The following is a 25,952-nucleotide window of genomic DNA, read 5'->3' as shown; positions in this document are numbered from 1 at the left end:
GCCCCGGCGCGCCCCGCCCGGCCCGGGGCACGCCGGGACACGCCGGGACATGCCGGGGCCGGCCCGGGGCGCGCCAGGCCCGTCCACGGGCTCAGCCCTTGACGCAGACCACCTGCTTCAGCTTCTCCACCACCTCGACCAGGTCCCGCTGCTGGTCGATGACCTGTTCGATCGGCTTGTACGCCGCCGGGATCTCGTCCACGACACCGGAGTCCTTGCGGCACTCCACGCCCCGCGTCTGCTCCTCCAGATCCCGTGTCGAGAACCGCCGCTTCGCCGCGTTACGGCTCAGCCGCCGACCCGCGCCGTGCGAGGCGGAGTTGAAGGCCGCGGCGTTCCCGAGCCCCTTCACGATGTACGTACCGGTCGCCATGGAGCCCGGGATGATCCCGAAGTCCCCGCTGCCCGCTCGGATCGCGCCCTTCCGGGTGACCAGCAGGTCCATGCCGTCGTACCGCTCCTCCGCCACGTAGTTGTGGTGGCAGGAGATCTCCTGCTCGAACGTGACCCGGGCCTTCTTGAACTCCTTCCGGATCACGTCCTTGAGCAGCCCCATCATGATGGCGCGATTGTGCTTCGCGTACTCCTGCGCCCAGAAGAGATCGTTCCGGTACGCCCCCATCTGCGGCGTGTCCGTGACGAAGACGGCCAGGTCCCGGTCGACCAGCCCCTGGTTGTGCGGCAGCTTCTGCGCCACGCCGATGTGGTGCTCCGCCAGCTCCTTGCCGATGTTCCGCGAACCGGAGTGCAGGGTGAGCCACAGCGCGCCCTGGGAATCGAGACTGACCTCGATGTGGTGGTTGCCCGCGCCCAGCGTCCCCATCTGCTTCACCGCGCGCTCCTCGCGGAACCTGACCTGCTCGGCGACTCCCCCGAAGCGCTCCCAGAAGTCCGCCCACCCCGCCGTCGGGAACCCGTGCAGCCGGCCCGGGTCCACCGGGTCGTCGTGCATCCCCCGGCCCACCGGGATGGCCTGCTCGATCCTGGAGCGGAGCCGGGACAGGTCGCCCGGGAGGTCGTTCGCGGTCAGGGACGTCTTCACGGCCGACATGCCGCAGCCGATGTCCACACCCACCGCCGCCGGGCAGACCGCGCCGTGCATCGCGATCACGGAGCCGACCGTCGCGCCCTTGCCGTAATGCACGTCCGGCATGACGGCCAGGCCCTTGATCCAGGGCAGCGTGGCCACGTTCTGGAGCTGCCGCAGCGCGCCGTCCTCGACCGTCGCCGGGTCCGCCCACATCCGGATGGGCACCCGCGCGCCCGGCATCTCTACGTACGACATAACCCCTCAATTCCCCCGAAAGTCAGAAAACGCAAAAACCGGAGCCAAAGCGGCCAGAAAGGGAGGCCGACCGGCGTCGACGGCATCGCGTGCGATAGACATTGTGTCCATCGACCGCCATCCGGCGGCAAACAGTTTTGGCGAGAAGGGAGCCCGGGACCGTGCAGTTCAAGGCGCGACGCGCGTACGTACCCGGCCTGGCGGCGCTCCTCGTGGCGGCCGTCGCCGGCTGCTCGGCCGGCGGCGGTGACGGCGGCGCGGCCGGTGACTCCAAGACCGGCGAGACCGCCGGGGCGACCGTGGCGCAGCCCGGCAAGTACCGCACCCTGCGCGAGGCCTGCGGCACCGTACCGCGCGCCACGCTCAAGGACCTGCTGCCGGGGGCCGCCACGCTCACCGCGGACCAGCAGGAGAAGACGTACCGGGGCACCGCGGCCGTGACGTACGACACGGACCGCCGCGTGGGGTGCAGTTGGCGCGCCGACTCGCCGGCCGCCTCGAACACGCTCGTGATCGACGTCGAGCGCGTCGTCTCGTACGACCCGGCGGTGAGCGACGACGACCGCGCGCAGGAGGTCTACGAGAAGAAGCAGGCGGACGCCCACCTCGCCCCCGCCGACCCCACCCCGACCGGGTCCGGGTCCGGGTCCGGCGGATCCCCCAGTGCCACCGGGCCGGCCGGTCCCTCCGGCAACTCCGGCGGCTCCGGAAACTCCGGTACGCAGACGGTCTCGCCCTCCGACGCCCCCTCCGACGCCCCTTCCGGCTCCGCCTCCGGGTCGCCCTCGCCCTCCGGTTCCGGCTCCCCCTCGGACGCCCCCTCCGGCTCCGCGCCCGGCTCCGACGGCCTCGAACCCCGCGTCCTCACCTCCATCGGCGACGCCGCCTTCCTCGACGACGTCCTCGCCCGCTCCGGTTCCGCCGCCCAGCGCCGCACCGTGAGCGTGGTGTTCCGCACATCGAACGTGATCGTCACCATCCGGTACGCCGAGCAGCCCGCCCTCGCCACCGAGGTCCCCGACAGCAAGGAACTCCAGGACAAGGCCCAGGGACTGGCCCGTACGCTCGTCGACGAGCTCAACGACTAGCACCGGCCGACGACCGGCCTGCGACCGGCCGGACCCGCCCCGGAGGCGGGGTCCGACCGGACCGACTCGCCCCACCGGAGGCGCCGCGCCGGTTACGGTGGCCGCGCAACCGACCGCGAACCGTCCCCACCGACCGCGAATCGTCCCCACCGACCACGAACCGTCCCCGTGGACTCAAGGAACTCTGAAGGAACCATGCACCGATCAGCCTCGCGACTCTCCCGCATACTCGCCGCCTGCGCCGCCGTCCCGGTGCTGCTCGCGGCAGCCGGCTGCTCGTCCGGCTCCGACGACAAGGGCGACGCGGACTCCTCCGGCACCACCCCCACCAGCGCCCCGTCCCCCACCGTCATCCCCGCGAAGTACGCCGAGCTGCCCGACGCGTGCAAGACCGTCTCCGCCAAGACGGTCGACGCCCTCGTCCCGAAGGCCAAGAGCAAGAGCGGTACGGCCGGCAAGTCCAGCGACCTCGCCACCCGCGCCAACTGCTCCTGGAACGGCCTGGACGACAAGGGCGTCAAGGGCTCGCAGTACCGCTGGCTCGACGTCTCCCTCCTGCGGTACGACTCCGACGCCTCCCTCGGCAGCGGCGCCAAGCGCGCCGGGGAGTACTACGCGAAGGAGCTCGCGGGCGCCCAGGGCACCGAGGAGGCCAAGGACGTCAGGACGGCCCCCGGCTCGGGCATCGGCGACGAGGCGAGCACCGTCACGTACACGCTCAAGAAGACCGGCGAGGACTTCTCGTACGCGACCGTCGTGGCCCGCACCGAGAACATCGTCCTCACCCTCACCTACAACGGCGCGGGGTACGCGGGCGCCAAGTCCCCCGGCACCGCCGACATGGCGAAGGACGCCGTGACCGCGGCCAAGGAGGTCGTGGCCGCCATCTCCGGCGGCGCGGCTGGTGGCGCCGACGGCACCGGCGCCGGTTCCTCCACCCCCTCCTCCGGCAGCTCCACGGGCTCCGGCGCCACGAAGGACCCCGAGGCGAGCCCGTCCGAGGGATCCTCCGGCTCCGGGGGCTCCGACGGGAAGGACTCCTCCGGCGCGCCCGTCGCGTCGGACGGCAAGGCGGACTCCGAGTAATCCCCCTCACACCCCGCACGCCCCGCGCTCCCCGCACGCCCCGTCGACCTCGGGAGAAGCAGGGGCGACCACCGGCCATTCCTCCCTTTTCGCGTGGAACGCGGCCCTCCGCCGAGGGCCGCTCCCCGCGCCCCGCACCGCACCCCCCGCACGCATGTGCGAGGCTGTGCCCGCCAGATGACGTCAGGACAGCACGTACCTGACGCCGAAAAGGGGGAGGGGATCGCGGGTGGCCGCGATGGAGCTGACACGTACGCACCGGATACTCATCGGGGTCGTGGTCACGGGAGCGGTGATCATCGCCGCGATCGGCTTCGCCGGTTCCTACACCGCCGTACGCGAACTCGCCGAGGCGAAGGGCTTCGGCCAGTTCTCGCTGGTCTTCCCGATCGGCATCGACGCGGGCATCTGCGTCCTGCTCTCCCTCGATCTGCTCCTGACCTGGATGCGGATCCCGTTCCCGCTGCTGCGCCAGTCGGCATGGCTGCTGACGGCGGCGACGATCGCCTTCAACGGCGCGGCGGCCTGGCCGGACCCGCTGGGCGTCGGCATGCACGCGGTGATCCCGGTCCTCTTCATCGTCTCGGTCGAGGCGGCGCGCCACGCGGTGGGCCGGATCGCGGACATCACCGCGGACAAGCACATGGAGGGCGTACGGCTGACCCGCTGGCTGCTCTCGCCCGTCCCCACGTTCATGCTGTGGCGCCGGATGAAGCTGTGGGAGCTGCGCTCGTACGAACAGGTCATCAAGCTCGAACAGGACCGGCTGATCTACCAGTCCCGCCTCCAGGCCCGGTTCGGCCGCAACTGGAAGCGCAAGGCGCCCATCGAGGCGCTGATGCCGCTGCGGCTCGCCAAGTTCGGCGTCCCGCTCGCCGATACGGCCCCCTCGGGTCTCGCGGCGGCCGGGATCGAACCCGTACTGCTCCCCCCGGCCCCGCCGGCGGAGACGGAGGCCGGGCAGACGGCGTCCGGGCAGCGGACCGACCTCTCCGAACGCCCCGAACTCCCCCAGGGCCAGGGCGGGATACCGGCCGTGGAAGCACCGCAGGCCGAACTCCCCGCCGGGCAGCCGCCCTTGCTCCAGAAGCAGGACCAGAAGCAGGACCAGCAGCAGGGCCATCAGCAGGACCTGGGACAGGACCAGCAGCAGAACCAGCAACAGGCACCGCAGGACGAATCGCGGCAGGGCCAACGGCAGGAGCAGCCGGCGCCCCTCCCCCACGTCCCGCAGGACCAGGGGCAGAACCAGGGACAGGAGCCCCAGCACCAGGACCAGCAGCCCCAGGGGGGCCAGGTGAGCCCCCCGGTGGTGAGCCCCTGGTTCGCCGCCCCGCAGGCCCCTCAGGGCGCGTACGAGGGCGCGTACAACCCGACGTACGTCGAGGGGCTTGAGTCCACCCCCGTACGGGTCCCCTCCGGCCCCGAGGACGCCCTCGACGGCGCCCCGGCCCCCGCCCCGGCCCGTAACCGCCGCCCCCTGGGAGGCATCCCGGGCCAGTCCCCCCAGCACCTCCCCCAGGACCAGCTCGCGGGCCAGGAGCAGCCCGAGGAGCCGGCGGAGGACCAGCCGGTCTCGGGCCTCCCGGACGACATCTCGCGCGAGGAGGCGTACTTCAGCGCCTTCCGCAAGTACTCCAACGAGTACGGCGGTTTCCCGACGCCCCGCCAGTTCGGCATCTACCTGATGGACCTGTACGGCATCACGGGCCGCGGCGGAAACCCCCTGAGCGAGAACTCCCTCAAGCCGTACCTCAAGGACTTCGGCGCCCGCTACCAGGCGGAGCTGGACAGCAGCGAGTACATCGCCTGACCGCTCCCCGGCCCCGCACCCCCGCTCCCGCCTGCCCCGTTCACCGCTCGGCCGCGCCGCGCCGTATGCCGCCCCGGAGTCCGAGGAGGACACCGGTGAGGACCAGCACGGAGCCCGTGATCTGGCCGGGGGTGGCGGTCGCCGTGCCGGTCACGGACAGCGCCAGGAGGGAGGCCGTCGGGACGAGGCCGTTGAAGAGACCGGTCCGGCCGGCTCCGAGCCGCTCGACGGCGCCGTACCACATCAGGAAGACGACGGTGGTCACGCCGAGGGCGAGGAAGACCAGTGCCGCTGACTCGATGCCGCTGGGCCGCCGCAGCACGGGGCCCCCGGTGACCGAACCCGTGATCACGGCGGTCAGGAAGAGCAGCCCCGAGGCGAGTGCGCACGCGTAGGTGGTGGCGGTCAGCGGTCCGAGCGCCTGGGTGGCGGGCGCACCGAGCAGCGTGACCGCGCACACGCCGGCGAGCGCCAGGCCCGACCACCCGAACCCCCGCGCACTCCACTCCACCCCGCCCCCCATGGAGAGCTGCGCCACGGCGGACCCGCACGCCACCAGGAGCGCCCCGGCCACCAGCCCCCGGGAGGGGCGGACCCGGGCGAGCAGGGACCGGACCAGGACGATGACCAGGGGCGCGGCGCCCAGCGCGACACCGACCGTGCCGGGGGAGGCCGTCGAAGTGGCATGGACGAGCACGACCCCGTACCCCGCCATCCCGGTCGCGGCCAGCAGAAAGACCCACGCCCACTGGCCGGGGGAGGGCCGTACGAAGGTGTGCCGGCGGATACGGGCCCAGAGCAGCAGGAAGACGGTCGCCAGCCCGTAGCGGACGGCCTGCCCGCCGATGAGCGGATAGCCGTGCAGGTGGGGGGCGGCCGCGACGGACCCTCCGATGAGGCAGACCGCCCCGAGAGCCAGAGCGCCCCCGGAGCGTTCACGCGGATCGAAGTCCCGCAGCCCTCGTACGCCGGACCCTCGTACGCCGGACCCTCGTATGTCGGACATCATGCGGCCAGGCTGGCAGCGCCGAACGGTAAGCAGAAGTACGGTATTGCTCATCGCACGGTAAGGAGAGCTGATGATCGAGGTGCAGCGGCTCGCCCTGTTGCGCGAAGTGGCCCACCGGGGAAGCTTCGCCCGCGCGGCCCAGGCACTGCGTATGACCCCCTCGGCGGTCTCCCAGCAGATGGCGGCCCTCGAACGCGCCGCCGGGCTGCGGCTCTTCGAACGGAGCACCCGGGGCGTCACCCTCACCCCCGCGGGCCAGGTCCTCGCGCGTACCGCCGACGCTGTCCACGGTGAACTGCACCGGGCCCACCGGACGCTGGCCCACCTCCGTGACCAGGGCCCGTCCTCGCTGACCGTCGCCACCTTCCCCAGTGCGGGCACCTTCCTGCTCGCGCCCGCCCTCGCCGCCCTGGCCACGCCGAGGGCGCACCACGCCACGGACGGAGACCTCCACAACGGCCTGCCCGGCGACACCGATCTGCTCGGCAGCAGCCCGCCCGGCGGCACGACGGTGATCGAGTCAGAGCCCGCCCAGGCGCTCGCCGCCCTCGGCGACGGCCGCGCCGACATGGCCCTCGTCTATCACTTCAACACCAAGCGCCCCCCGGCGAGCTGGCAGGACGCCGTGCTCCGCGCCACGTATCACCCACTCGTCCACGACGAGCTCCGCCTGCTCGTACCGGCCGGCCACCGGCTCGCCTCGCGCCGGGCGGCCCGGCTCGAAGACGTCGCCGGTGAACCCTGGATTCACGGATGGGACCTGCCGGGGGACGCGATCGACGCGCTCACCTCCGCGAACGGCCTCACACCCCAAGTGGTCTGCCGGGCCGGCGACTTCCGCTTCATGCAGGCCCTTGTCGCGGCAGGGGTCGGAATCGCCTTCATCCCTTCCCTGGCCGTCGAGGACCGGGACGACACCCGCGCGCTGCCCGTCACGCCCACCGCCACGCGGTACATCGGCGCCTACACCGCGCCAGGCACGCCGGGCACGCCCTCCACATCGCCCACGCCCCCCGTACGCGCCCTGCTCGAAGCCCTCCAGGAGCGCGCCGCCGCCCTGCGGACCCGACCAGGGCAAGGCGCCCCCGAAAAGCACCCGCACCCGTGACAGCGCGCCACCCCGCCCCACCCGCCGGCCCACCGACAGCCGGAAGGGCCCCGCTCCAAGGAGCAGGGCCCTTCCGCGTACCTCTCGGACGTCCCGGACAGCCGGGATGTCCCGGACGCCTCAGGCGCCTCAGGCGCCCAGCAGCTTCCGCACCCGGTCCGCCCCCACCGCCAGCAGCAGCGTGGGCAGCCGGGGCCCGGTCTCCCGGCTCACCAGCAGCCGGTAGAGCAGCGCGAAGAACGCCCGCTGGGCCACCTTCAGCTCCGGTGTCGGCTTGGCGTCCGGCTCCAGGCCCGCCATCACCTTCGGCACCCCGTAGACCAGGGTCGTCAGCCCGTCCAGCGACCAGTGACTGTCCAGCCCGTCGAGCAGCCGCCGCAGCGACTCGCGCCCCTCGTCGTCCAGCGAGGCGAGCAGCTCCGTGTCCGGCTCCTCGCGCACGATGGTGCGCGCCTCGGCCGGGACCTGGCTGGTGATCCAGTTCTCCGCGCGGTCGAGCCGGGGCCGCGCCTCCGCCAGCGAGGCGAGCGGGTGCTCGGGGTCCAGCTCGCTGAGGATGCGCAGGGTCTGCTCCTCGGCGCCGGCCGTGATGTCCACGACGGAGGCGAGCGTCCGGTACGGCAGCGGGCGCGCCGTCCGGGGCAGCTCCCCGGCCGCCGTGGTGGTGGCCCGGGCGTACGCGGCGGCGTCGGCGGGCAGGACGGTGCCGTCGGCGACCTTGCGCTCCAGGGCGTCCCACTCGTCGTACAGCCGCTGGATCTCCTGGTCGAAGGCGATCTTGAAGGACTGGTTGGGGCGGCGGCGCGCGTAGAGCCAGCGGAGCAGCGGCGCCTCCATGATCTTCAGCGCGTCGGCCGGGGTGGGCACACCGCCCTTGCTGGACGACATCTTCGCCATCCCGGAGATGCCGACGAACGCGTACATCGGTCCGATCGGCTGCACCCCGCCGAAGACCTCGCGGACGATCTGCCCGCCGACCACGAACGACGACCCGGGCGAGGAGTGGTCCACGCCGGAGGGCTCGAAGACCACGCCCTCGTACGCCCAGCGCATCGGCCAGTCGACCTTCCAGACCAGCTTGCCCCGGTTGAACTCGCTCAGCGCGACCGTCTCGGAGAAGCCGCACGCGGTGCAGGTGTACGTGAGCTCCGTCGTCGCGTCGTCGTACGCCGTGACGGTGGTCAGGTCCTTGCCGCAGCCGCCGCAGTAGGGCTTGTACGGGAAGTACCCGCCGGCCCCGCCGCTCCCGTCGTCCTCGGCGGCGGCCCCGGACCCCTCGGCGGCCTCCAGCTCCCCTTCTTCGGGCTTCTTCTGCCCCTGCTTCTGGCCCTGGCCCTGGCCCTTCTGAGGAGCCTTGCCGTTCCCGGCGCCCTTCTCCTTGCCCTCCCCCTTGTCCTTGTCCTTGGTGCGATACCGGTCGAGGATCGCGTCGATCTCCGCCCGGTGCTTCATCGCATGCAGGATCTGGTCCCGGTAGACCCCGGAGGTGTACTGCTCGGTCTGGCTGATCCCGTCGTACTCCACGCCCAGCTCGGCCAGCGACGCGCTCATCGCGGCCTTGAAGTGCTCGGCCCAGCTCGGGTACGGCGAGCCGGCCGGGGCCGGCACCGAGGTCAGGGGCTTGCCGATGTGCTCGGCCCAGGAGGCGTCCGTACCCGGGACGCCGGCCGGGACCTTGCGGTACCGGTCGTAGTCGTCCCAGGAGAGCACGTGCCGCACCGCGTACCCGCGCCGCCGGATCTCGTCCGCGACCAGGTGCGGGGTCATGACCTCGCGCAGGTTGCCCAGGTGGATGGGGCCGGAGGGGGAGAGTCCGGACGCGACGACCACTGTTTTCGTACCGGGTGCACGTCGCTCCGCCTCGGCGATGACCTCGTCCGCGAAACGGGAGACCCAGTCGGTCTCGTTGCTCTGAGCCACGATCGGCACGTCCTTCTTTCTCGTACGCTCGCCCAAACAGCCTGGCGTCCGCCATTCTCCCAGGTACCACCGACAGAGCGAAAACGGCTTGTTCCCCCATGGGATACTGGGAAAACTTACTTTCCCCGACAGGAACGGCACCCAGCCCATGGCCCCGGTCACTTCCCTCGCCTCGACCGTCGATCAGCGCCTCGCGGACGCCCTTTCGGCCGCTCTGCCGGAGGCGGGCTCCGCGGACCCGTTGCTGCGACGGAGCGACCGTGCGGACTACCAGGCCAACGGCATCCTGGCGCTCGCCAAGAAGCTCAAGGGCAACCCGCGCGAGCTGGCCACCCAGGTCGTCTCGGCGCTCACGGCGCCCGGCCTGATCGAGGAGATCGAGGTGTCGGGCCCCGGCTTCCTCAACATCACCGTCACGGACCGGGCGATCACCGAGACGCTGGCGGCCCGCGCGGCGGACGCCCGGCTCGGCGTGGCGCCCGCGGCGGCGCCCGGCACGACGGTGATCGACTACGCGCAGCCGAATGTCGCGAAGGAGATGCACGTCGGGCATCTGCGCTCGGCGGTGATCGGCGCGGCGATGGTCGAGATCCTGGAGTTCACCGGCGAGAAGGTGGTACGGCGCCACCACATCGGGGACTGGGGCACCCAGTTCGGCATGCTCATCCAGTACCTGATCGAGCACCCGCACGAACTCGACCACGAGGCCGCCGCGAGTACCGCTGCCGGTTCGGACGGTGGGGCCGGTTCGGACGGTGGGGCCGATTCCGACGGTGGGGCCGGTTCGGACGGCGAAACCGCCATGTCCAACCTGAACCGCCTCTACAAGGCGGCGCGGGCGCTCTTCGACTCCGACGAGGAGTTCAAGGCCCGCTCCCGGGACCGGGTGGTGGACCTCCAGGCGGGCGACGAGGAGACCCTGGCCCTCTGGCAGCGCTTCGTCGACGAGTCGAAGATCTACTTCTACTCGGTCTTCGACCAGCTCGGCATGGAGATCCGGGACGCCGACATCGTCGGCGAGTCCGGCTACAACGACATGCTGGAGGAGACCTGCCGGATCCTGGAGGAGTCCGGGGTGGCGGTCCGCTCCGAGGGCGCGCTCTGTGTCTTCTTCGAGGACGTCAAGGGCCCGGACGGCAACCAGGTCCCGCTGATCGTCAAGAAGACGAACGGCGGCTACGGCTACGCGGCCACCGACCTCTCCGCGATCCGCGACCGGGTCGGGAACCTGGACGCGACGACGCTCCTGTACGTCGTGGACGCGCGCCAGTCGCTGCACTTCAAGATGGTCTTCGAGACGGCGCGGCGGGCCGGCTGGCTGAACGACGAGGTCACGGCGGTCCAGCTCGCCTTCGGTACGGTCCTGGGCAAGGACGGCAAGCCCTTCAAGACCCGCGAGGGCGAGACCGTGCGCCTGGTCGACCTGCTGGACGAGGCGGTCGAGCGGGCGACGGCGGTCGTGCGGGAGAAGTCGGAGAAGATCGGCCTCTCCGAGGACGAGATCGTCACGAACGGCGAGCAGGTCGGCATCGGCGCGGTGAAGTACGCCGACCTGTCGACGTCGGCGGCCCGGGACTACAAGTTCGACCTGGACCAGATGGTCTCGCTGAACGGCGACACGTCCGTGTACATCCAGTACGCGCACGCCCGGATCCGCTCCATCCTCCGCAAGGCGGGCACCGTCGCCCCCGTACCCCACCCGGAACTCGCCCTGGCTCCCGCCGAGCGGGCGCTCGGACTCCATGTGGACCAGTTCGGCGAGGTCCTGGCCGAGGTCGCCGCGTCGTACGAGCCGCACAAGCTGGCCGCGTATCTGTACCAGCTCGCGTCGCTGTTCACGACGTTCTACGACCAGTGCCATGTCCTGAGCGAGGAGAACCCGGCCAAGGTGGTGGAGAACCGCCTCTTCCTCTGCGACATCACGGCCCGCACCCTGAAGCAGGGCCTGGCGCTCCTGGGCATCGAGGCCCCGGAACGCCTCTGAAGGCGAGGCAAAAGTGCCCTCCACCCCCACCCCTCCTTCTCCCTCCTCCCCCTCCAGACGAAAAGACGCCCGCCGCAACCAGCAGACCCTGCTGGACGCGGCGGCGGCCGTCTTCATCACGTCGGGCGTGGAGGCCCCGGTACGGGACATCGCGGCCAGGGCGGGCGTCGGCATGGGCACGATCTACCGCCACTTCCCGACCAGGGCCGACCTGATCATCGCGGTCTACCGCCACCAGGTGGACGCCTGCGCCGAAGCCGGCCCGGCCCTTCTCGCCGCCTCCCCGACCCCCTACACGGCCCTGACCGAGTGGATCGACCTCTTCGTGGACTTCCTGGTCACGAAGCACGGCCTGGCGGCGGTCCTCCAGGCGGACAACGCGGGCTTCGCGACGCTGCACACATACTTCCTGGACCGCCTGCTCCCGGTCTGCGAAACCCTCCTGACCGCCGCCAAGGCCTCCGGAGAAATCCACCTGGCCCACCCCGCCCACCCCGGCCTTCCCGACCACCCCGATCTCCCCGACCTGACGGCCTACGCCCTGCTCCGAGGCGTGGGCAACCTCTGCATCGGCGCCGACTCCACCCCCGGCTACGACGCCCGCCGCCTGGTGACCCTCCTGATCGCGGGCCTGCGCACGCCACCGACGTAACGGAGACCAGGCGGCCCGCGCCGGAGATTCGGGCAGGCCGGAGGGGGCGGTACGCGCCCCCGTCACCACCCCGCGCAACCATCGCCCCCCCGGCACCCTCTCCCCCGATCCGACACTCTCCGATATGTTCCATCACGCTAGGTGATTCGCTACGTGAAGGAGGCACGGATGGCCGGCAAGCACAGCGGAAAGCCCGACACCGCGGAAAGCGACGGCCACAAGCCCGAGAGGCCCATCCCCCCGGCCGATCCGAAGCGCCCGGAGACACCGAAGCGGTGAACGGAGACGGCTCCCCCGGCTCCGCCGCCGCCCTCGCCGCCCAGTTGACCCGAGAGGGCCACCTCGCCCCCGCGTGGCGTGACGCCTTCGCCCAGGTCGACCGCGCGCGGTTCCTCCCGGACCGGATCTGGGTCCGGGGCGGGAGCCGGGGCGAGGCCCCTGGCGAGGGCGGCTACCACCCGGTGGACCGCGCCGCCGACCCCGCCCGGTGGCACACCCTGGCGTACGAGGACCGTGCCCTCGTGACCCACGTCGAGGACCCGCACCTCACGGACGACGGCACCGAAACCGCCCGCGTCCCCGTCAGCTCCGCCAGCATGCCCCGCATCGTCGCCCGGATGCTGGACGCCCTCGACATCGACAGGGACGTCGCCGGTACGGACAGCGTGAGCGCGGGCGGCACCGGCACGAACGGCATACGCGTCCTGGAGATCGGCACCGGCACCGGCTACAACGCCGCGCTCCTCTCCCACCGCCTGGGCGACCGCAACGTCGTCTCCGTCGAGGTGGACCCCCGCATCGCGGACACCGCCCGCGCGAACCTCAAAGCCGCCGGACACGCCCCCACCGTCCACACCGGGGACGGCACCCAGGGCGCGAGCGCATACGCACCGTACGACCGTACGATCGTGACCTGCGCCCTCCATACGGTGCCGCACGCCCTGGTCGAGCAGACCGCCCCCGGCGGGGTCATCGTCCTGCCCTGGGGCACGGGCCTGTACAACGGCGTCCTCCTACGCCTCACCCGGACCACCGATCCCGCCACCACCGATCCCGCCACCGCGAGCGGCCCGGTCATCGGGGACTCCGCGTTCATGTGGAACCGGGGCGAGATCCCCCACCGCGACGTCATGGCCACCGTGCGCGCCCACCCCGCCACGGGGACCGCCCCCGCCGCCACCGGCCTCGACCCCCGCGCCGTCTTCGGCGACGAGGACGCCACGTTCACGGCGGGGGTCCTCGTCCCGGGCTGCCGGTACAGCGTCGGCCACGGCCCGGAGGGCGAGTTCACCCTCTGGCTGGCCGACCACGCCACGGGATCCTGGGCCGGCGTCGACTACGTACCGGGTGCCGGGACCCACCCCCTCCAGCAGCACGGCCCCCGCGCCCTCTGGGACGAGGTGCGGGAGGCGTACGGCTGGTGGCGGCGCGCCGGGTCGCCCGCCCGCACCCGTTACGGCCTCACGGTCACCCCCACGCACCAGTACGTCTGGCTCGACACCCCGAACCACCCCGTATCGCGGCCAATGGACCGCACTGCCCCGGTATGTGACGGACACTAGGGTCGCCCGAGCGCATGAGCACGTGACGGCGCGAGCGCGTAACGGCACAGCCCACCCCTCCCCGAGACGGAGACACCCCCATGTCCGAGCCGCAGCCGCAGCCACAGAAGCCGACACATCCGCAGCCGCAACCGCAACCACAGACGGCAGGCGTCCAGCTCAACCACACCATCGTCTACGCGAGCGACCGCCGCCGCTCCGCCGATTTCCTCGCCTCGGTCCTGGGCCTGGAGGTCGGCGCCCCCTTCGGGCCGTTCCTGCCGATCGACCTCGGCAACGGCGTGACGCTCGACTACTACGAGATGAAGGACCGCCCGATCCAGTCGCAGCACTACGCCTTCCTCGTCCCCGACGAACGCTTCGACGCCGCTGTCGCCCGCCTGGAGGCGACCGGGATCACCTACTTCGCCGACCCCGGCCACACCGAACCCGACCGTACGAACACCCTGTTCGGGGGCCGGGGCGCCTACTTCAACGACCCGGACGGCCACAACATGGAGGTCATGACCCGGCCGTACGTACGATCCTGACGCCCCGCCCCCCCTACGCCCGTACGCCCCTGCACCCCGGGCGGCCCGTCGGCTCACCCGGGCGGGCGACCGGCCGACTCAGGCGGGCAGCTTCGTGTCGACGATGAAGCTGATCTCGATGAACTGCCCGGGGAAGGTCAGCTCACTCACCCCGAGGACCGTACTGACCGGGCGGTGCTCACCGAAGTACCCCCGGTTCCCCTCCGTCGTCGCCGTGGCGTTCCGCAGCAGGTCCACCACGTACAGGGTCTGCGAGACGATCTGGTTCCGGGTCGCCCCGTAGTGGTCCAGGACCTTGTCCATGGTGACGTACGTCTGCTTGAGCTGCGCCGCGAAGTCGCCCGCGTGCAGCAGCTCACCGGCCTCGGAGAACGAGAGCTGCCCGGAGACATGGATCAGATCGCCGGACCTGATCGCCTGCGAATAGCCGAAGTCGCTCTCGGCCGGCACGTTGTGATGGAAGACGTCGGTGGCTGTCTCAGCAGTTGTCACGGTACTTACCTCTCCCGGTTCGCTCCGAGCGACCTTGGCCGCTCTCTTGTGGTTACCCAGGAACCATAGGAGAGTAAGTCCTGACCTGGAAGAACGCACTTTTTCGTGACTAAGGAACCTCATGGTGACCAAGCAGCAGCTCAAGGGCCTCCCCGAGGACGCGGACCTGCGGCGCGCGGACTCCCTGGCGCGGGAGATCTTCTCGGACGTCGCCAACAAGTGGGCGCTCCTGATCATCGAGACGCTGGGCGAACGCACCCTGCGCTTCGGCGAACTGCGGAACGAGGTCGAGGGCATCAGCCACAAGATGCTCACCCAGAACCTGCGCATGCTGGAGCGCAACGGCCTGGTCGCCCGGAAGGTGCACCCCACCGTGCCGCCAAAGGTCGAGTACACCCTCACCGAACCGGGCCTCGCCCTGCGCACCACGGTCGACGCCATCTGCGGCTGGACCCACCAGTACCTCGGCCACATCGAAACCGCACGCGACCGCTTCGGCGAGTAACGCGCCCGCTTCGGCGAGCAAGCCGGGGCTCAGGCCCCGCTGGTCACTGTTCGTCGTGCGGCGAGCGGTTCCGGCCGAGAGGTATCCGTGGTGATCCCGAGTACGGGGCATCAGCTCTGAAAAGAAAGGGCCGAAGGCTCCGTCTGGTTGTCGCTTTTCGCGCACGTGCCCCCGCAGCCGATCCCGGCCCACCCCGCCAACCCCGGGGCACCAGATGGGCGGGCCCGTACGCGACAAGCGACAAGCCAAAGCCAGACGGAGCCTTCGGCCCACCTTTTTCAGAGCCGAGCCTCCGCACCCGGGATCACCCTGGCTACCTCTCGGCCGTAGCCGGGGTGGGCGACAACGGCGGGTGATCAGCGGGGCCTGAGTCCCAGCCAGCAGGCTCAGCCCGCCCCCGCCCCCGCCCCCGCGAAGATTCGGTTCAGGTGGTAGGTGAGGGTTTCCCTCGCGGAGTGCTCGGTCCGCTGGCCCACCAGGATGCTCGTGCCCAGGCCCGCCGACATCGCCAGGAGGCCGACCGCCTCCGCCCCCGGGTCCACCCCCGGGCGCAGCGATCCCTCCGCCTCCGCCCTGGTGAGCAGGTCGGTCACGGCCAGCTCCGCCGCATCCGGGTCCCGGATGAACGGCTGGGCCGCCAGCGTTTCATCGGTCATCGCCAGGACCGCGTACGCGGTGTACAGGTGGTGGAAAACCCTGCTCTCCTCGTCCACGGGCAGCGCCGCCCACAGCAGCGCCTCCACCACCGCTCGCGGACCCGGGTCCGCCCCGGCCGCCCGGACCCGTTCGGCCACCCTCTGCCCGAACCTCTCCGTCACATGCCGCAGCCCGAACAGCAGCAACTTCTCCTTGGACTCGAAGTAGTACTGCACCAGCCGGAGCGACACCCCCGCCTCCGCCGCCACATCCCGCATCCCCACCGCATGCAGGCCCAGCCGCCCCGACGCCCGGACCAGCGCCTCCGCGATCTCGGTCCGCCGTTCCGCATGGTCCACCCGCTTCGGCACCATCAGCTCCTCGCCCACTTCCGCGCCCCGCGCCCCACACCCCCGCACCCCTTATTGGTACGGGCGTACCACCATCGTGATACGTTCGTATCATAAAGGAGCCGCCCCGTACCCGGAGGTGCCCGTGCCCAAGTCCGTGAACCCGCATGTCGGCCGCTACGTCAGCGACGCCCGCCGCGACCACTACTTCGCCGCCTGCGACGCCGTCTACGCCCTCGGGGCGCCCCCCTCCCAGGAATGGGACGTGGAAACCTCCTTCGGGACCACCCACGTCTACCGTTACGACCCCGCAGACACCAGGGACAGCACAGACACCACAGGCACCACCGCCCTCACCGCCCCCACCGACTCGAACGACCCCACCCCCATCGTCCTCATCCACGGCGCCGGCTCCTGCTCCGCCATGTGGTACCCCAACACCCCCGCCCTCAGCGCCGCCCGCACCGTCTACGCCCTCGACACCCCCGGCGACCCCGGCCGCAGCGTCCAGCGCGCCCCCATCCACCAGCCCGAGCGCGCCGCCCAGTGGATGGACGAAGCCCTCGCCGCGCTCCACCTCGACCAGGTGCACCTCGTCGGCTCCTCGTACGGCGGCTGGCTCGCCCTCAACCAAGCCCACCGCAGGCCCGAACGCCTCGCCTCCGTCACCCTCCTCGACCCCGGCGGCCTGGAGAAAGTCGGGCTGCGCTTCTTCGCCTGGATCTTCGTCAGCCTCTTCGCGACCTTCGCCCCGGCCCCGCTGCGCCCCCGGCTCGCCGCCTGGCTCGGCCAGCCCGTCCTGGTCGTCCCCGAACTCCGCGCCATGATCCGGGCCGGCACCCGCGCCTTCCGCATCCGCCGCCCCGCACCCCTCCCCCTCACCGACGCCGAACTCTCCGGCATACGCACCCCGATGCACCTCGTCCTCGGAAAGCGCAGCCTGCTCCTCCACCCCCACCGCCAAGTCGAACGCGTCCCCCGCCTCGCCCCCACCGCCCGCGCCGTCATCGTCGGCGACACCGGCCACGGCCCCCAGATCGACCACGCCGACCAGGTCAACCACCTCATGCTGGACTTCATGGAAGGCACGGACGGCTCGGACGGCTCGGACGGCACGGATGGTACGGACGGCACAGACCTCACGGACTCCCCCGCCCCGCACTCCCTACGATGAGGCGTCGCTCAATTGCTCTCCATATGAATGAGGTTGACGTGCTCAAGGCACTACGGGGGATCACCATCGGAATCGCCCTGCTCACAGCCCTCACCGCCTGCGGCAGCAGCAACGGAGGAAGCGGCAGCGGCGGCAGCGGCGGCAGCGGTGGAGGAGGAAGCGACACGAGCGGCGGCAATACGACAGGGACCGTCGACGGCCTGCCAGAGGCACCCATCACCTTCACCTCCGACCAGATCAGCACGGCCCTGATGAGCAAGCCAGGCGCGCCCGAAGGGTGGACGGGCTCCGACCCCAAGATCGACCTCGACAACGGCCTGATGAACTGCCAGCAGGACACCAAGGCGGCCTGCGGCAGGTTCGTCGCCCTGGGCACCTCCCACATCAGCCCGGACAAGTTCCCCGCGTACGAGAGCAGGTCCCCCGAGGTCAAGTTCCGGATCTACTCCTTCCGTACCTCGGACGACGCCAAGGCCGCCCTGAAGGGACTGGCCGCCGAAGAACGCCGCTCGGCCACCGCCAACGGCGCCGAACCGAAGCCGCTGAAGCTCACCCTGAACGCGGACGAAACAGACGCCTTCACCGGCGACCGGACCAGGATCATGATGCGGGTCGGAGGACTCCTCGTCGCCGTCGAGAGCCAGGACCTCCGCGAGGAGCAGCCCTACGGCGATCTCGCCGAACTCCAGCTCGACCGGATCAAGAAGACCGCCGAGGGCAAGAACCCCGACGCCTGAACGGGCTCGCCCACCCGCGCGACGAGGCGCGGCGCGGGGCGACGAGGCGTGGTGCGGCGAGGCGCGGCGCGGCCCGACACCGTACGGATACGGCCGGACCGCGCCCCCGCCCCTTTCAGCGAGCCCCGGGAGAACCCACTCTCACTCCCCGGGCGTCAACTGCGTCCACACCTTGGCCCGTTCACGGAACGCGGGGTGCAGCGGATCCACCCGCTCCTCGGGCCGTACGTCGAATTCGCACCAGACCACCTTGCCGGGGTTACGTTCACTCACCCCCCACCGGTCCGCGAACGCCGCCACCAGAAGCAGCCCGCGCCCGCCTTCCCCGTCCTCCGCGTCCACAATGCGCGGCACCCCGGGCCCACTGTCGTGAACCTCGGCGCGGACGACGTCACCGCCGTAACGCAGGAACAACCGGAAACCCCTCCCGAGCGGAACGCCGTGCAGCAGGGCGTTAGTCGAAAGCTCGCTTACGCAGAGCAATACGTCTGCGGAGCGGAAGCCCTCGACCAACTCCCAGTCAGCCAAGGCCCGGTGCGTGAACTTCCTGGCTGCGGGGACGGACTGCCGGTCACGACGGAAGAATCGTTCTCTTATCACACAATGGTGGCTTGTCGCATTCACCTTCCGAATGTCACGGAGGGTGATTACTCTTGAACAGTGTGTGGCGCGGTACGGATTACGCGTACCTGTCCACAAGGATCACGTACCGAACACCGTGGGAAGTTGGGCAACATGAACCCCCGGAGCCGTCCGAAAAAGAAGAACACATCCGCGATGCAGATGCTTGGCGCGCAGTTGGCGGTGTACCGCCGGGCCGCTGGGCACACACAGAGGGAACTCGCCGCACTCGTCAACCTTGACGAGGAGACTATCCGTTCGATCGAAGCCGGAAGGCGACCTCTCAAGACAGACCTTGCCGCACTTCTTGACGAGCTGCTCGACACCAAAGGCGCATTGTCGGCAGGGCTCGCCAAACTGCCGGAGATCGACCTGTTCCCGCTCTGGGCCGAGCAGTTGGTGGACCACGAACGCGAAGCGATCACCCTATCCTCGTATCAGAATCAGGTGTTGCCTGGACTGCTCCAGAGCGAGCCTTACGCACGAGCGGTCTTCCGTAGCCGCGTTCCAGTGTTCGACGACGATGAGATCGAAACCAAGACCATCGCCCGTATGCAGCGCCAGAAGATCCTGCACCAGAAGTTCCCGCCGACAGCCAGCTTTGTCATTTGGGAACCGGTCCTCCGACAGCCCCTCGGAGGACCGCAGGTCTTCGCCGAGCAATTGGATCACCTGCGCGCCTGCGCCGAACTGCCGGACGTCTCGATCCAGTTCCTGCCGCTGAACCGTACATCTCATGCCGGCCTCAACGGTCCTTTCATCCTCCTGGAGACCCCCGACCACCAGCACCTCGCCTACCACGAGACTCAGCGCGGCAGTCAGTGGGTTGCCGACCCCGACGAGGTGTCCATCCTGGCCCGTAAATATGCAATGCTGCGAGCACAGGCCCTCACCCCCGAAGACTCCCTGGACCTGCTGGACCGTATCCGAGGAGAGCAATGAACACCGCGCTTGAGTGGTTCAAGTCGAGCTACAGCGGCGATGAAGGCGGCGACTGCCTCGAAGTCGCCTACGCCTGGCGGAAGTCCAGCCACAGCGGCAGCGAAGGCGGCGACTGCGTCGAGGTCTCCCCCTGCCCCCACGCCATCCACATCCGCGACTCCAAGAACCCCACCGGCCCCGTCCTCACCCTCGCCCCCGGCGCCTGGGCCGCCTTCACCCCGTACGCGGCGAACTGAGCTGAACTGAACTGAGCGGCGCCCCGCGCCAACCTTTCCGCCCCCGGCGGCGACATCCGGCTGACGACGGCAACACCCCCCACCCCGTCAGGAGTTCCGGATGCCTCCCGCCTTCCGTAACAGCCATGCCCGTCACAGCGCCGACCGCCGGCGGTTCCTCCTCGGGACCGCCGCCGCCCTCGGCGCCGCCGGTGCCGCCGCCTTCGGGCTGCCCGGTACCGCCTCCGCCCGTACCGCACAGACACCCCGTGCCTCCGCCACCGGCACGCTCTACATCGCCAGTGACTCCACCGCGCAGACGTACAACTCCGGCTACTACCCGCAGGCCGGGTGGGGGCAGACGCTGCCCGGGTTCTTCTCGTCCAGCGTCACCGTGGCCAACCGGGCCATCGGCGGGCGCAGTTCGCGGTCGTTCATCGAGCAGGGGCGGCTTGCCGCCATCCATCAGGTGATCGCGCCCGGCGACTACCTCTTCGTGCAGTTCGGGCACAACGACGCCACCGTCGGGAACGCCGAGCGCTACACCTCGCCCGCCGACTACAAGGAGTACCTCCGCAACGACTACATCCGGGGTACGCGGGCCCGGGGCGCCACCCCCGTCATCGTGACCCCCGTGTCGCGGCGGTCGTACAACGCGTCCACCGGGCAGTTCAACGTGTCGTTCCCCGCGTACGTGGACGCCGCCAAGGCCGTCGCCGCCGAGGAGGGGGCGCCGCTGGTGGACCTGTCGGCGCTCAGCAGGGCGTACCTCAACAGCATCGGGATCGAGGCGTCGAAGAACGTCTTCCTCTGGCTCAACCCGGGGCAGTACCCGAACTTCCCCAACGGGATCTCGGACGACACCCACTTCCAGGAGTACGGCGCCACCCAGATGTCCCGGCTGGTCGCCCAGGCCGTGGCGCGGCTCGGGCTGCCGATCTCCGGGGAGGTCAGGAACACCGCCGTCTGAAGCCCCGCTGTCCGGTATGCCACTGTCCGGGGCGCCGCTGTCTGAGACGGGGCTCCCGCGCCTCGCTCCTGCCGTGCTTCCATGGCGCGATGGATCACACCCCTGATCACACCGCCGCTCCCGCCCCCGTCCAACTGCCCGTGCTCCACTGGGGGCAGCAGGACGCGCCCCGGCGTGTCCTGCTGCTCCACGGGCTCACCTCCGCCGCCGCCTGCTGGTGGCGCGTGGCCGACGCGCTCGCCTCGGCCGGGTGCTCGGTGACCGCTCCCGACCTGCGCGGGCACGGGCTCGCGCCCCGGACCGTGCGCTACGACATCGGCGGGTTCGTCGCCGACGTACTGGCCCTGAGGCCGCCCGGCCACGGGGCCCCGGAGTGGGATCTCGTCGTCGGGCACTCGCTCGGCGGGCTGGTCGCCACCGCCGCCGCCACGGCTCCGCACGCCGACCCCGGCTGGGCACGGCGGCTCCTGCTGCTCGATCCGCCCATCGCGGTACGGGAAGAGGTGGTCGAGGCGTTCGTCGGCTCGGTCTCCGCCGAGGTGCGCGACGCCGACCCCGAGCAGATGCTGAGGCAGAACCCCACCTGGCACCCCGAGGACGCCTTCCTCAAGGCGCAGGCCGCGCGGCGGACCACGCCGTACGTCGTGGACAGCTTCCTGCGGGGCAACGCACCCTGGTCGTACGAGAAGGAACTGGCCGCCTATCCGCACCCCGTCACCCTCCTCGCCGCCGACCCGGCCCGGCACGGGGTCTTCGGCCCGGACCTGGGGCGCCGTATCGAGCAGGCCGGCGGTGGCACCTTCCGGTGGTCGGTCGTGGAGGGGGCGGGGCATTCCCTGTACCGGGACGCCCCGGACACGGTGATCGCGGCGGCGCTGGAGGCCCTGGAGGAGGCACCGCCGGTCCGATGAGTTCCCGGCGCGGCGGGGGTCTTCCTCACCGAAGGTCCCCGCCGCCCGGAGAAGGTGTCCCGTATGAACCGACCCGCTGCCACCACCACCCTGCACGATGTCCTCGCCCCGCACGTCACCAGGGGAGCCGTCCCGGGGGCCGTCGCCCTCGTGGCCCCCGGGGGCAGGAACAGGCGGGAGCCCGAGGCGGAGGTCGCGGCCGTCGGGGCGATGGATACGGAGGGGTCGGCTCCGATGGCCCGGGACACGATCTTCCGGGTCGCCTCCGTCAGCAAGCCCCTCGTCGCCGCCGCCGTCATGGCGCTGGTGGACGAGGGCCGAATCGGGCTGTACGACCCGGTCGCGCCCTGGCTGCCGGAGCTGGCGGCGCCGCGTGTGGTCCGTACCCCCGAGGCGGCGGTGGACGACACCGTACCGGCCGCCGCGCCGGTCACCGTCTTCGACCTGCTGACCTTCCGCGCCGGGTACGGCTTCCCCACCGACTTCTCGCTGCCCGCCGTCCAGCTCCTGATGTCGGAGCTGAACCAGGGCACGCCCCAGCCGCAGCACACGGTGACGCCGGACGAGTGGATGGCGAAGCTCGCCCGGGTGCCGATGGTGCACCAGCCGGGCGAGGGGTGGCTGTACAACACCTGCTCGGACATCCAGGGCGTCCTGATCGCCCGCGCCTCGGGGCGCCCGCTGCCGGAGTTCCTGGCCGAGCGGCTCTTCGGGCCGCTCGGGATGGCGGACACCGGGTTCTCCGTACCGGCCGCGAAGCTCCACCGCTTCCCCAGCTACTACCACCGCACCAACGGCGACGACGGCACCGGCGAGGGGCTCGCCCTGTCCGACCCGCCCGGCGGGCAGTGGGCCACCCCGCCGTCCTTCCCCTCGGGCGCGGGCGGGCTGGTCTCCACCGCCGACGACCTGCTGGCCTTCGCCCGCATGCTGCTCGCCAAGGGGGTCTCCGCGCGCGGCGAGACCCTGCTCTCGCCGGAGTCCGTGGCCCTGATGACCACCGACCACCTCACCCCGGCGCAGCGCACGGCCAGCGGGCTCTTCACCGAGGGGCAGGGGTGGGGGTTCGGCGGCTCGGTGGATGTCGCGGAGTCGTCGCCCTGGAGCGTACCGGGGCGGTACGGGTGGATCGGCGGCACCGGGACCGCGCTCCACCTCACCCCGTCCACCGGCGCGGTCACGGTCCTGCTCAGCCAGGTCGCGATGACCAGCCCGGTCCCGCCCGTCCTGATGCGCGACTTCTGGCGGTACGCGGCGGACGCGGGCCGGCGGGCCTGATCCCACCCCCGAACGCCCCCTGACGCCCCCGGACGCCCCCGGACGCCCCCGCCCGTACGTCACCTCCGTACGTACGCCCCCGCGCGTGCCGCGACCGCCGCCGCCTCCGCCGCACGGTCCGCCGCCGCCTCGTCCAGGGGCTCGCCGCTGATCAGCAGCCGGTAGTAGAGCGGCGCCGATACGGCGCGTATCACCTCGGCGGCGTCGGTGCCCTCGGGGACCTCGCCCCGGGCGGCGGCCTGCTCGACGCAGGGGGACCACTCGGCGACCCGGACGGCGTAGAAGCGGCGCAGGGCCCCGGCCGTCTCCGCCTCGTAGGTGGCCGCCGCGATCGCCGCGCGGAACAGCGCGCCCTGACGCGGATCGGCCAGGGTGCGCCGGACCAGCCGGGCGTTGGCCGTGAGGTCGCCCAGCAGCGAGCCGGTCTCGGCGCGCGGCAGCGACTGCTCGGCCATGTCCGCCAGCAGGTCGGCGACGAGGCCGGTCACGGTTCCCCAGCGGCGGTAGACGGTCGTCTTGCCCACGCCGGCGCGGCGCGCGACATCGGCCAGGTCCAGGTTTCCGAAGCCCTGCTCGGCCAGGCTGTCCCCGGCCGCCCGCAGCACGGCCTCCCGCACCCGCGCCGTACGCCCTCCGGGCCGGACGGTCCCCGGGTCCGCATCCGTACCACCCTCGCGGCCTTCGCGACCTTCGCGACCCTCACGCTCCATAACGGGACTCCGGTTTCGTTAATCGCCTGCACCTGTTACGTTGACTCCACCCTAACGGAACCACGGAACCGTTAACCGAGCGGAACCGTTAACCGAGCGCACCAACCGCTCCTGCAAGAAGAAGAAAAGAAGGAGGAGGACCCCATGGAATACCGCCGCCTCGGCGCATCCGGCCTCAAAGTCCCCGCCCTGAGCTTCGGCGCCGGCACCTTCGGCGGCCGGGGGCCGCTCTTCGGCGCCTGGGGCACCACCGATGTCCGGGAGGCGCGCCGTCTGGTGGACATCTGCCTGGACGCCGGGGTCACGATGTTCGACACCGCCGACGTCTACTCCGACGGCGCCTCCGAGGAGGTGCTCGGGCAGGCCGTCAAGGGGCGCAGGGACCAGGTGATCATCTCCACCAAGACCGGGCTGCCCACGGGAGAGGGGCCCGGGGACGCGGGCACCTCGCGGTCCCGGCTGATCGCCGCGTGCGAGAGCGCCCTGCGGCGGCTCGGCACCGATCACATCGACCTGTTCCAGATGCACGCCTTCGACGCCGCCACCCCGGTCGAGGAGGTCGTCGCCACGCTCGACGACCTCGTCCGGGCGGGCAAGGTCCGGTACGTCGGGGCCTCGAACTTCTCCGGCTGGCAGGCGATGAAGTCCCTCGCGGCCGCCGAGCGGTACGGCAGGACGCGCTATGTCGCGCACCAGGTCTACTACTCCCTCGTCGGCCGCGACTACGAATGGGAGCTGATGCCGCTCGCCGTCGACCAGGGCCTCGGAGCGCTGGTCTGGAGCCCCCTCGGCTGGGGGCGGCTCACCGGGCGGATCCGCCGTGGCCAACCGCTGCCGGCCACCAGCCGGCTGCACCGCACCGCCGACTTCGGGCCGCCGGTCGAGGACGAACACCTCTACCGCGTGGTCGACGCCCTCAACGAGGTGGCCGAGGAGACGGGCCGGAGCGTTCCGCAGATCGCCCTCAACTGGCTGCTGGGGCGGCCCACCGTCGCCTCCGTCATCATCGGCGCCCGCGACGAGGAGCAGCTCCGCCAGAACCTCGGCGCCATCGGCTGGAGCCTCACCCCCGGCCAGACGGCGCGCCTCGACGCCGCGAGCGCCAGGACGGCGCCGTACCCGTACTTCCCGTACGAGCGCCAGGAGGGCTTCACCCGCCTCAACCCGGGCCCGCTCGCCAGGTCCGAGGTCGATGCCTCCTAGAGCCTGCGCGCCGCCTCCGTCGCCCAGTACGTGAGGATCATCGAAGCGCCCGCGCGCTTGATGGCCGTCAGGGTCTCCAGGATCGCCGCGTCCCGGTCGATCCAGCCCTTCTCGGCCGCCGCCTCGACCATCGCGTACTCCCCGGAGATCTGGTACGCGGCGACCGGCACGTCCGACGCGGCGGCGACCTTGGCCACGATGTCGAGGTAGGGCAGCGCGGGCTTGACCATGACCATGTCGGCGCCCTCCGCGAGGTCGAGGGCGAGTTCGCGGAGGGCCTCGCGGGAGTTGGCCTGGTCCTGCTGGTACGTCTTGCGGTCGCCCGTGAGGGAGGAGCCGACGGCCTCGCGGAACGGGCCGTAGAACGCCGACGCGTACTTCGCCGTGTAGGCGAGGACGGCGACGTCCTCCCTGCCGATGGTGTCGAGCGCGTCGCGGACCACGCCGATCTGACCGTCCATCATGCCGCTGGGGCCCACCACATGGGCGCCCGCGTCGGCCTGGACCTGGGCCATCTCGGCGTACCGCTCCAGCGTGGCGTCGTTGTCGACGCGGCCCCGGGCGTCCAGCACCCCGCAGTGGCCGTGGTCGGTGAACTCGTCGAGGCAGAGGTCGGACATGACGAGCAGGTCGTCGCCGACCTCGGCCCGTACCGCGCGCAGGGCCACCTGGAGGATGCCGTCCGGGTCGGTGCCCGCGGTGCCCGCCGCGTCCTTCTTCGCCTCCTCCGGGACGCCGAAGAGCATGATCCCGGAGACCCCGGCGGCGACCGCCTCCGCCGCCGCCTTCCGGAGCGTGTCCAGGGTGTGCTGGACGACGCCGGGCATGGCGGCGATCGGCACCGGCGCTTCGACGCCCTCGCGGACGAACGCGGGGAGGATCAGGTCGGCCGGGTGCACCCGGGTCTCCGCGACCATCCGGCGCATCACCGGGTTGACGCGGAGCCGACGCGGGCGCGCGGCGGGGAAGGAACCGTACTCAGTCATCGTCAGTCGCCTCTTCAGGCCCCTCTGGGGTTGTCATTGCCGGTGCTGTACGCGCACGGGGGCCGCCTTCGACCATAGCCCCGGGCGCCTGGTGCCCTTGCCGACACCGCGACCGGGAAACCGCGCCGCCCGAGGCTCTCCGACGGCGCGGATACGGCGCGGATACGGGTACGGGGTGCCCCGGC

General features: G+C 71.4%; 25 protein-coding genes. 17 read left to right on the top strand and 8 right to left on the bottom strand.

Going from position 1 to position 25,952, the window contains the following annotated elements:
- Nucleotides 1–91: 91 nt before the first annotated feature.
- Nucleotides 92–1,285 carry an RtcB family protein gene (locus tag AB0O07_RS28280; RefSeq protein WP_365638369.1) on the bottom strand — a complete coding sequence of 398 codons (1,194 nt, stop codon included), beginning with the start codon at nucleotides 1,283–1,285 and terminating at the stop codon, nucleotides 92–94.
- A 161-nt stretch (nucleotides 1,286–1,446) separates the two neighbouring features.
- Here AB0O07_RS28280 and AB0O07_RS28275 point away from each other — a divergent pair, with 161 nt between their 5' ends.
- From AB0O07_RS28275 to AB0O07_RS28265, 3 genes are all read left to right on the top strand, one after another.
- A complete protein-coding gene (locus AB0O07_RS28275; RefSeq protein WP_365638366.1) occupies nucleotides 1,447–2,373 on the top strand; it encodes a DUF3558 domain-containing protein in 927 nt (308 codons plus the stop codon).
- Nucleotides 2,374–2,568: 195 nt separating this feature from the next.
- Entirely contained in the window at nucleotides 2,569–3,459 is an 891-nt protein-coding gene (locus AB0O07_RS28270) for a DUF3558 domain-containing protein (RefSeq protein ID WP_365638364.1), read from the top strand.
- 229 nt (nucleotides 3,460–3,688) lie between these two features.
- Nucleotides 3,689–5,272 (top strand): DUF2637 domain-containing protein, encoded by a 1,584-nt coding sequence (locus AB0O07_RS28265; protein ID WP_365638361.1) that lies wholly within the window; start codon nucleotides 3,689–3,691, stop codon nucleotides 5,270–5,272.
- Between the two features lie 40 nt (nucleotides 5,273–5,312).
- Here AB0O07_RS28265 and AB0O07_RS28260 read toward each other — a convergent pair whose 3' ends face one another.
- Entirely contained in the window at nucleotides 5,313–6,281 is a 969-nt protein-coding gene (locus AB0O07_RS28260) for a DMT family transporter (protein ID WP_365638358.1), read from the bottom strand.
- A gap of 70 nt (nucleotides 6,282–6,351) precedes the next feature.
- Between AB0O07_RS28260 and AB0O07_RS28255 the strand changes: the two genes are divergently transcribed.
- Nucleotides 6,352–7,389 (top strand): LysR family transcriptional regulator, encoded by a 1,038-nt coding sequence (locus AB0O07_RS28255; RefSeq protein ID WP_365638356.1) that lies wholly within the window; start codon nucleotides 6,352–6,354, stop codon nucleotides 7,387–7,389.
- Between the two features lie 129 nt (nucleotides 7,390–7,518).
- Here AB0O07_RS28255 and lysS read toward each other — a convergent pair whose 3' ends face one another.
- A complete protein-coding gene (lysS, locus tag AB0O07_RS28250) occupies nucleotides 7,519–9,318 on the bottom strand; it encodes a lysine--tRNA ligase (protein WP_365638353.1) in 1,800 nt (599 codons plus the stop codon).
- A 139-nt stretch (nucleotides 9,319–9,457) separates the two neighbouring features.
- On the opposite strand from lysS, the gene argS reads away from it, so the two are divergent.
- From argS to AB0O07_RS28230, 4 genes are all read left to right on the top strand, one after another.
- On the top strand, nucleotides 9,458–11,293 hold the full coding sequence (gene argS, locus AB0O07_RS28245; RefSeq protein WP_365638351.1) for an arginine--tRNA ligase: 1,836 nt from the start codon (nucleotides 9,458–9,460) through the stop codon (nucleotides 11,291–11,293).
- 13 nt (nucleotides 11,294–11,306) lie between these two features.
- Nucleotides 11,307–11,945 (top strand): helix-turn-helix domain-containing protein, encoded by a 639-nt coding sequence (locus AB0O07_RS28240; RefSeq protein WP_365638349.1) that lies wholly within the window; start codon nucleotides 11,307–11,309, stop codon nucleotides 11,943–11,945.
- Between the two features lie 275 nt (nucleotides 11,946–12,220).
- A complete protein-coding gene (locus tag AB0O07_RS28235) occupies nucleotides 12,221–13,507 on the top strand; it encodes a methyltransferase domain-containing protein (protein ID WP_365638346.1) in 1,287 nt (428 codons plus the stop codon).
- Between the two features lie 80 nt (nucleotides 13,508–13,587).
- A complete protein-coding gene (locus tag AB0O07_RS28230; protein WP_365638344.1) occupies nucleotides 13,588–14,037 on the top strand; it encodes a VOC family protein in 450 nt (149 codons plus the stop codon).
- A gap of 78 nt (nucleotides 14,038–14,115) precedes the next feature.
- On the opposite strand, the gene AB0O07_RS28225 is transcribed toward AB0O07_RS28230, so the two are convergent.
- Nucleotides 14,116–14,529: a RidA family protein gene (locus AB0O07_RS28225; protein WP_365638341.1), complete on the bottom strand. Its 414-nt coding sequence runs from the start codon at nucleotides 14,527–14,529 to the stop codon at nucleotides 14,116–14,118.
- 121 nt (nucleotides 14,530–14,650) lie between these two features.
- Here AB0O07_RS28225 and AB0O07_RS28220 point away from each other — a divergent pair, with 121 nt between their 5' ends.
- On the top strand, nucleotides 14,651–15,034 hold the full coding sequence (locus AB0O07_RS28220; protein ID WP_365638339.1) for a helix-turn-helix domain-containing protein: 384 nt from the start codon (nucleotides 14,651–14,653) through the stop codon (nucleotides 15,032–15,034).
- A gap of 386 nt (nucleotides 15,035–15,420) precedes the next feature.
- Here the strand turns inward: AB0O07_RS28220 and AB0O07_RS28215 are convergent, their stop codons facing one another.
- Nucleotides 15,421–16,041: a TetR/AcrR family transcriptional regulator gene (locus tag AB0O07_RS28215; RefSeq protein WP_365638724.1), complete on the bottom strand. Its 621-nt coding sequence runs from the start codon at nucleotides 16,039–16,041 to the stop codon at nucleotides 15,421–15,423.
- Nucleotides 16,042–16,159: 118 nt separating this feature from the next.
- On the opposite strand from AB0O07_RS28215, the gene AB0O07_RS28210 reads away from it, so the two are divergent.
- Together AB0O07_RS28210 and AB0O07_RS28205 are read left to right on the top strand one after the other, a co-directional pair.
- The gene (locus AB0O07_RS28210) at nucleotides 16,160–17,194 is read left to right on the top strand and encodes an alpha/beta fold hydrolase (protein ID WP_365638337.1); all 1,035 of its coding nucleotides are present in this window, start codon (nucleotides 16,160–16,162) and stop codon (nucleotides 17,192–17,194) included.
- A gap of 23 nt (nucleotides 17,195–17,217) precedes the next feature.
- Nucleotides 17,218–17,931 (top strand): hypothetical protein, encoded by a 714-nt coding sequence (locus AB0O07_RS28205; RefSeq protein WP_365638335.1) that lies wholly within the window; start codon nucleotides 17,218–17,220, stop codon nucleotides 17,929–17,931.
- 141 nt (nucleotides 17,932–18,072) lie between these two features.
- Here AB0O07_RS28205 and AB0O07_RS28200 read toward each other — a convergent pair whose 3' ends face one another.
- Nucleotides 18,073–18,555 carry an ATP-binding protein gene (locus tag AB0O07_RS28200; protein ID WP_365638334.1) on the bottom strand — a complete coding sequence of 161 codons (483 nt, stop codon included), beginning with the start codon at nucleotides 18,553–18,555 and terminating at the stop codon, nucleotides 18,073–18,075.
- A 111-nt stretch (nucleotides 18,556–18,666) separates the two neighbouring features.
- Here AB0O07_RS28200 and AB0O07_RS28195 point away from each other — a divergent pair, with 111 nt between their 5' ends.
- The 5 genes from AB0O07_RS28195 (at nucleotide 18,667) to AB0O07_RS28175 (ending at nucleotide 22,868) form a co-directional block, all read left to right on the top strand.
- A complete protein-coding gene (locus AB0O07_RS28195; protein ID WP_365638722.1) occupies nucleotides 18,667–19,494 on the top strand; it encodes a helix-turn-helix transcriptional regulator in 828 nt (275 codons plus the stop codon).
- Complete coding sequence (locus tag AB0O07_RS28190) at nucleotides 19,491–19,730, top strand: DUF397 domain-containing protein (protein ID WP_365638332.1); 240 nt, start codon at nucleotides 19,491–19,493, stop codon at nucleotides 19,728–19,730. Before AB0O07_RS28195 ends, AB0O07_RS28190 begins: the two co-directional genes overlap by 4 nt.
- A gap of 100 nt (nucleotides 19,731–19,830) precedes the next feature.
- On the top strand, nucleotides 19,831–20,679 hold the full coding sequence (locus AB0O07_RS28185; protein WP_365638329.1) for a rhamnogalacturonan acetylesterase: 849 nt from the start codon (nucleotides 19,831–19,833) through the stop codon (nucleotides 20,677–20,679).
- An 89-nt stretch (nucleotides 20,680–20,768) separates the two neighbouring features.
- Nucleotides 20,769–21,590 carry an alpha/beta hydrolase gene (locus AB0O07_RS28180; RefSeq protein ID WP_365638326.1) on the top strand — a complete coding sequence of 274 codons (822 nt, stop codon included), beginning with the start codon at nucleotides 20,769–20,771 and terminating at the stop codon, nucleotides 21,588–21,590.
- A gap of 63 nt (nucleotides 21,591–21,653) precedes the next feature.
- Nucleotides 21,654–22,868 (top strand): serine hydrolase domain-containing protein, encoded by a 1,215-nt coding sequence (locus tag AB0O07_RS28175; RefSeq protein ID WP_365638323.1) that lies wholly within the window; start codon nucleotides 21,654–21,656, stop codon nucleotides 22,866–22,868.
- Nucleotides 22,869–22,927: 59 nt separating this feature from the next.
- On the opposite strand, the gene AB0O07_RS28170 is transcribed toward AB0O07_RS28175, so the two are convergent.
- Nucleotides 22,928–23,578 (bottom strand): TetR/AcrR family transcriptional regulator, encoded by a 651-nt coding sequence (locus tag AB0O07_RS28170; RefSeq protein WP_365638321.1) that lies wholly within the window; start codon nucleotides 23,576–23,578, stop codon nucleotides 22,928–22,930.
- 144 nt (nucleotides 23,579–23,722) lie between these two features.
- On the opposite strand from AB0O07_RS28170, the gene AB0O07_RS28165 reads away from it, so the two are divergent.
- The gene (locus AB0O07_RS28165) at nucleotides 23,723–24,781 is read left to right on the top strand and encodes an aldo/keto reductase (RefSeq protein WP_365638319.1); all 1,059 of its coding nucleotides are present in this window, start codon (nucleotides 23,723–23,725) and stop codon (nucleotides 24,779–24,781) included.
- Here AB0O07_RS28165 and hemB read toward each other — a convergent pair.
- Nucleotides 24,778–25,767 (bottom strand): porphobilinogen synthase, encoded by a 990-nt coding sequence (gene hemB / locus AB0O07_RS28160; RefSeq protein ID WP_365638316.1) that lies wholly within the window; start codon nucleotides 25,765–25,767, stop codon nucleotides 24,778–24,780. The genes AB0O07_RS28165 and hemB overlap by 4 nt on opposite strands.
- Nucleotides 25,768–25,952: the final 185 nt, after the last annotated feature.

This window comes from Streptomyces sp. NPDC093085, assembly GCF_040683935.1.
Lineage (GTDB): Bacteria > Actinomycetota > Actinomycetes > Streptomycetales > Streptomycetaceae > Streptomyces.
The sequence above is the reverse complement of the archived record's forward strand: the minus strand, read 5'-3'. Positions and strand labels throughout refer to the sequence as shown.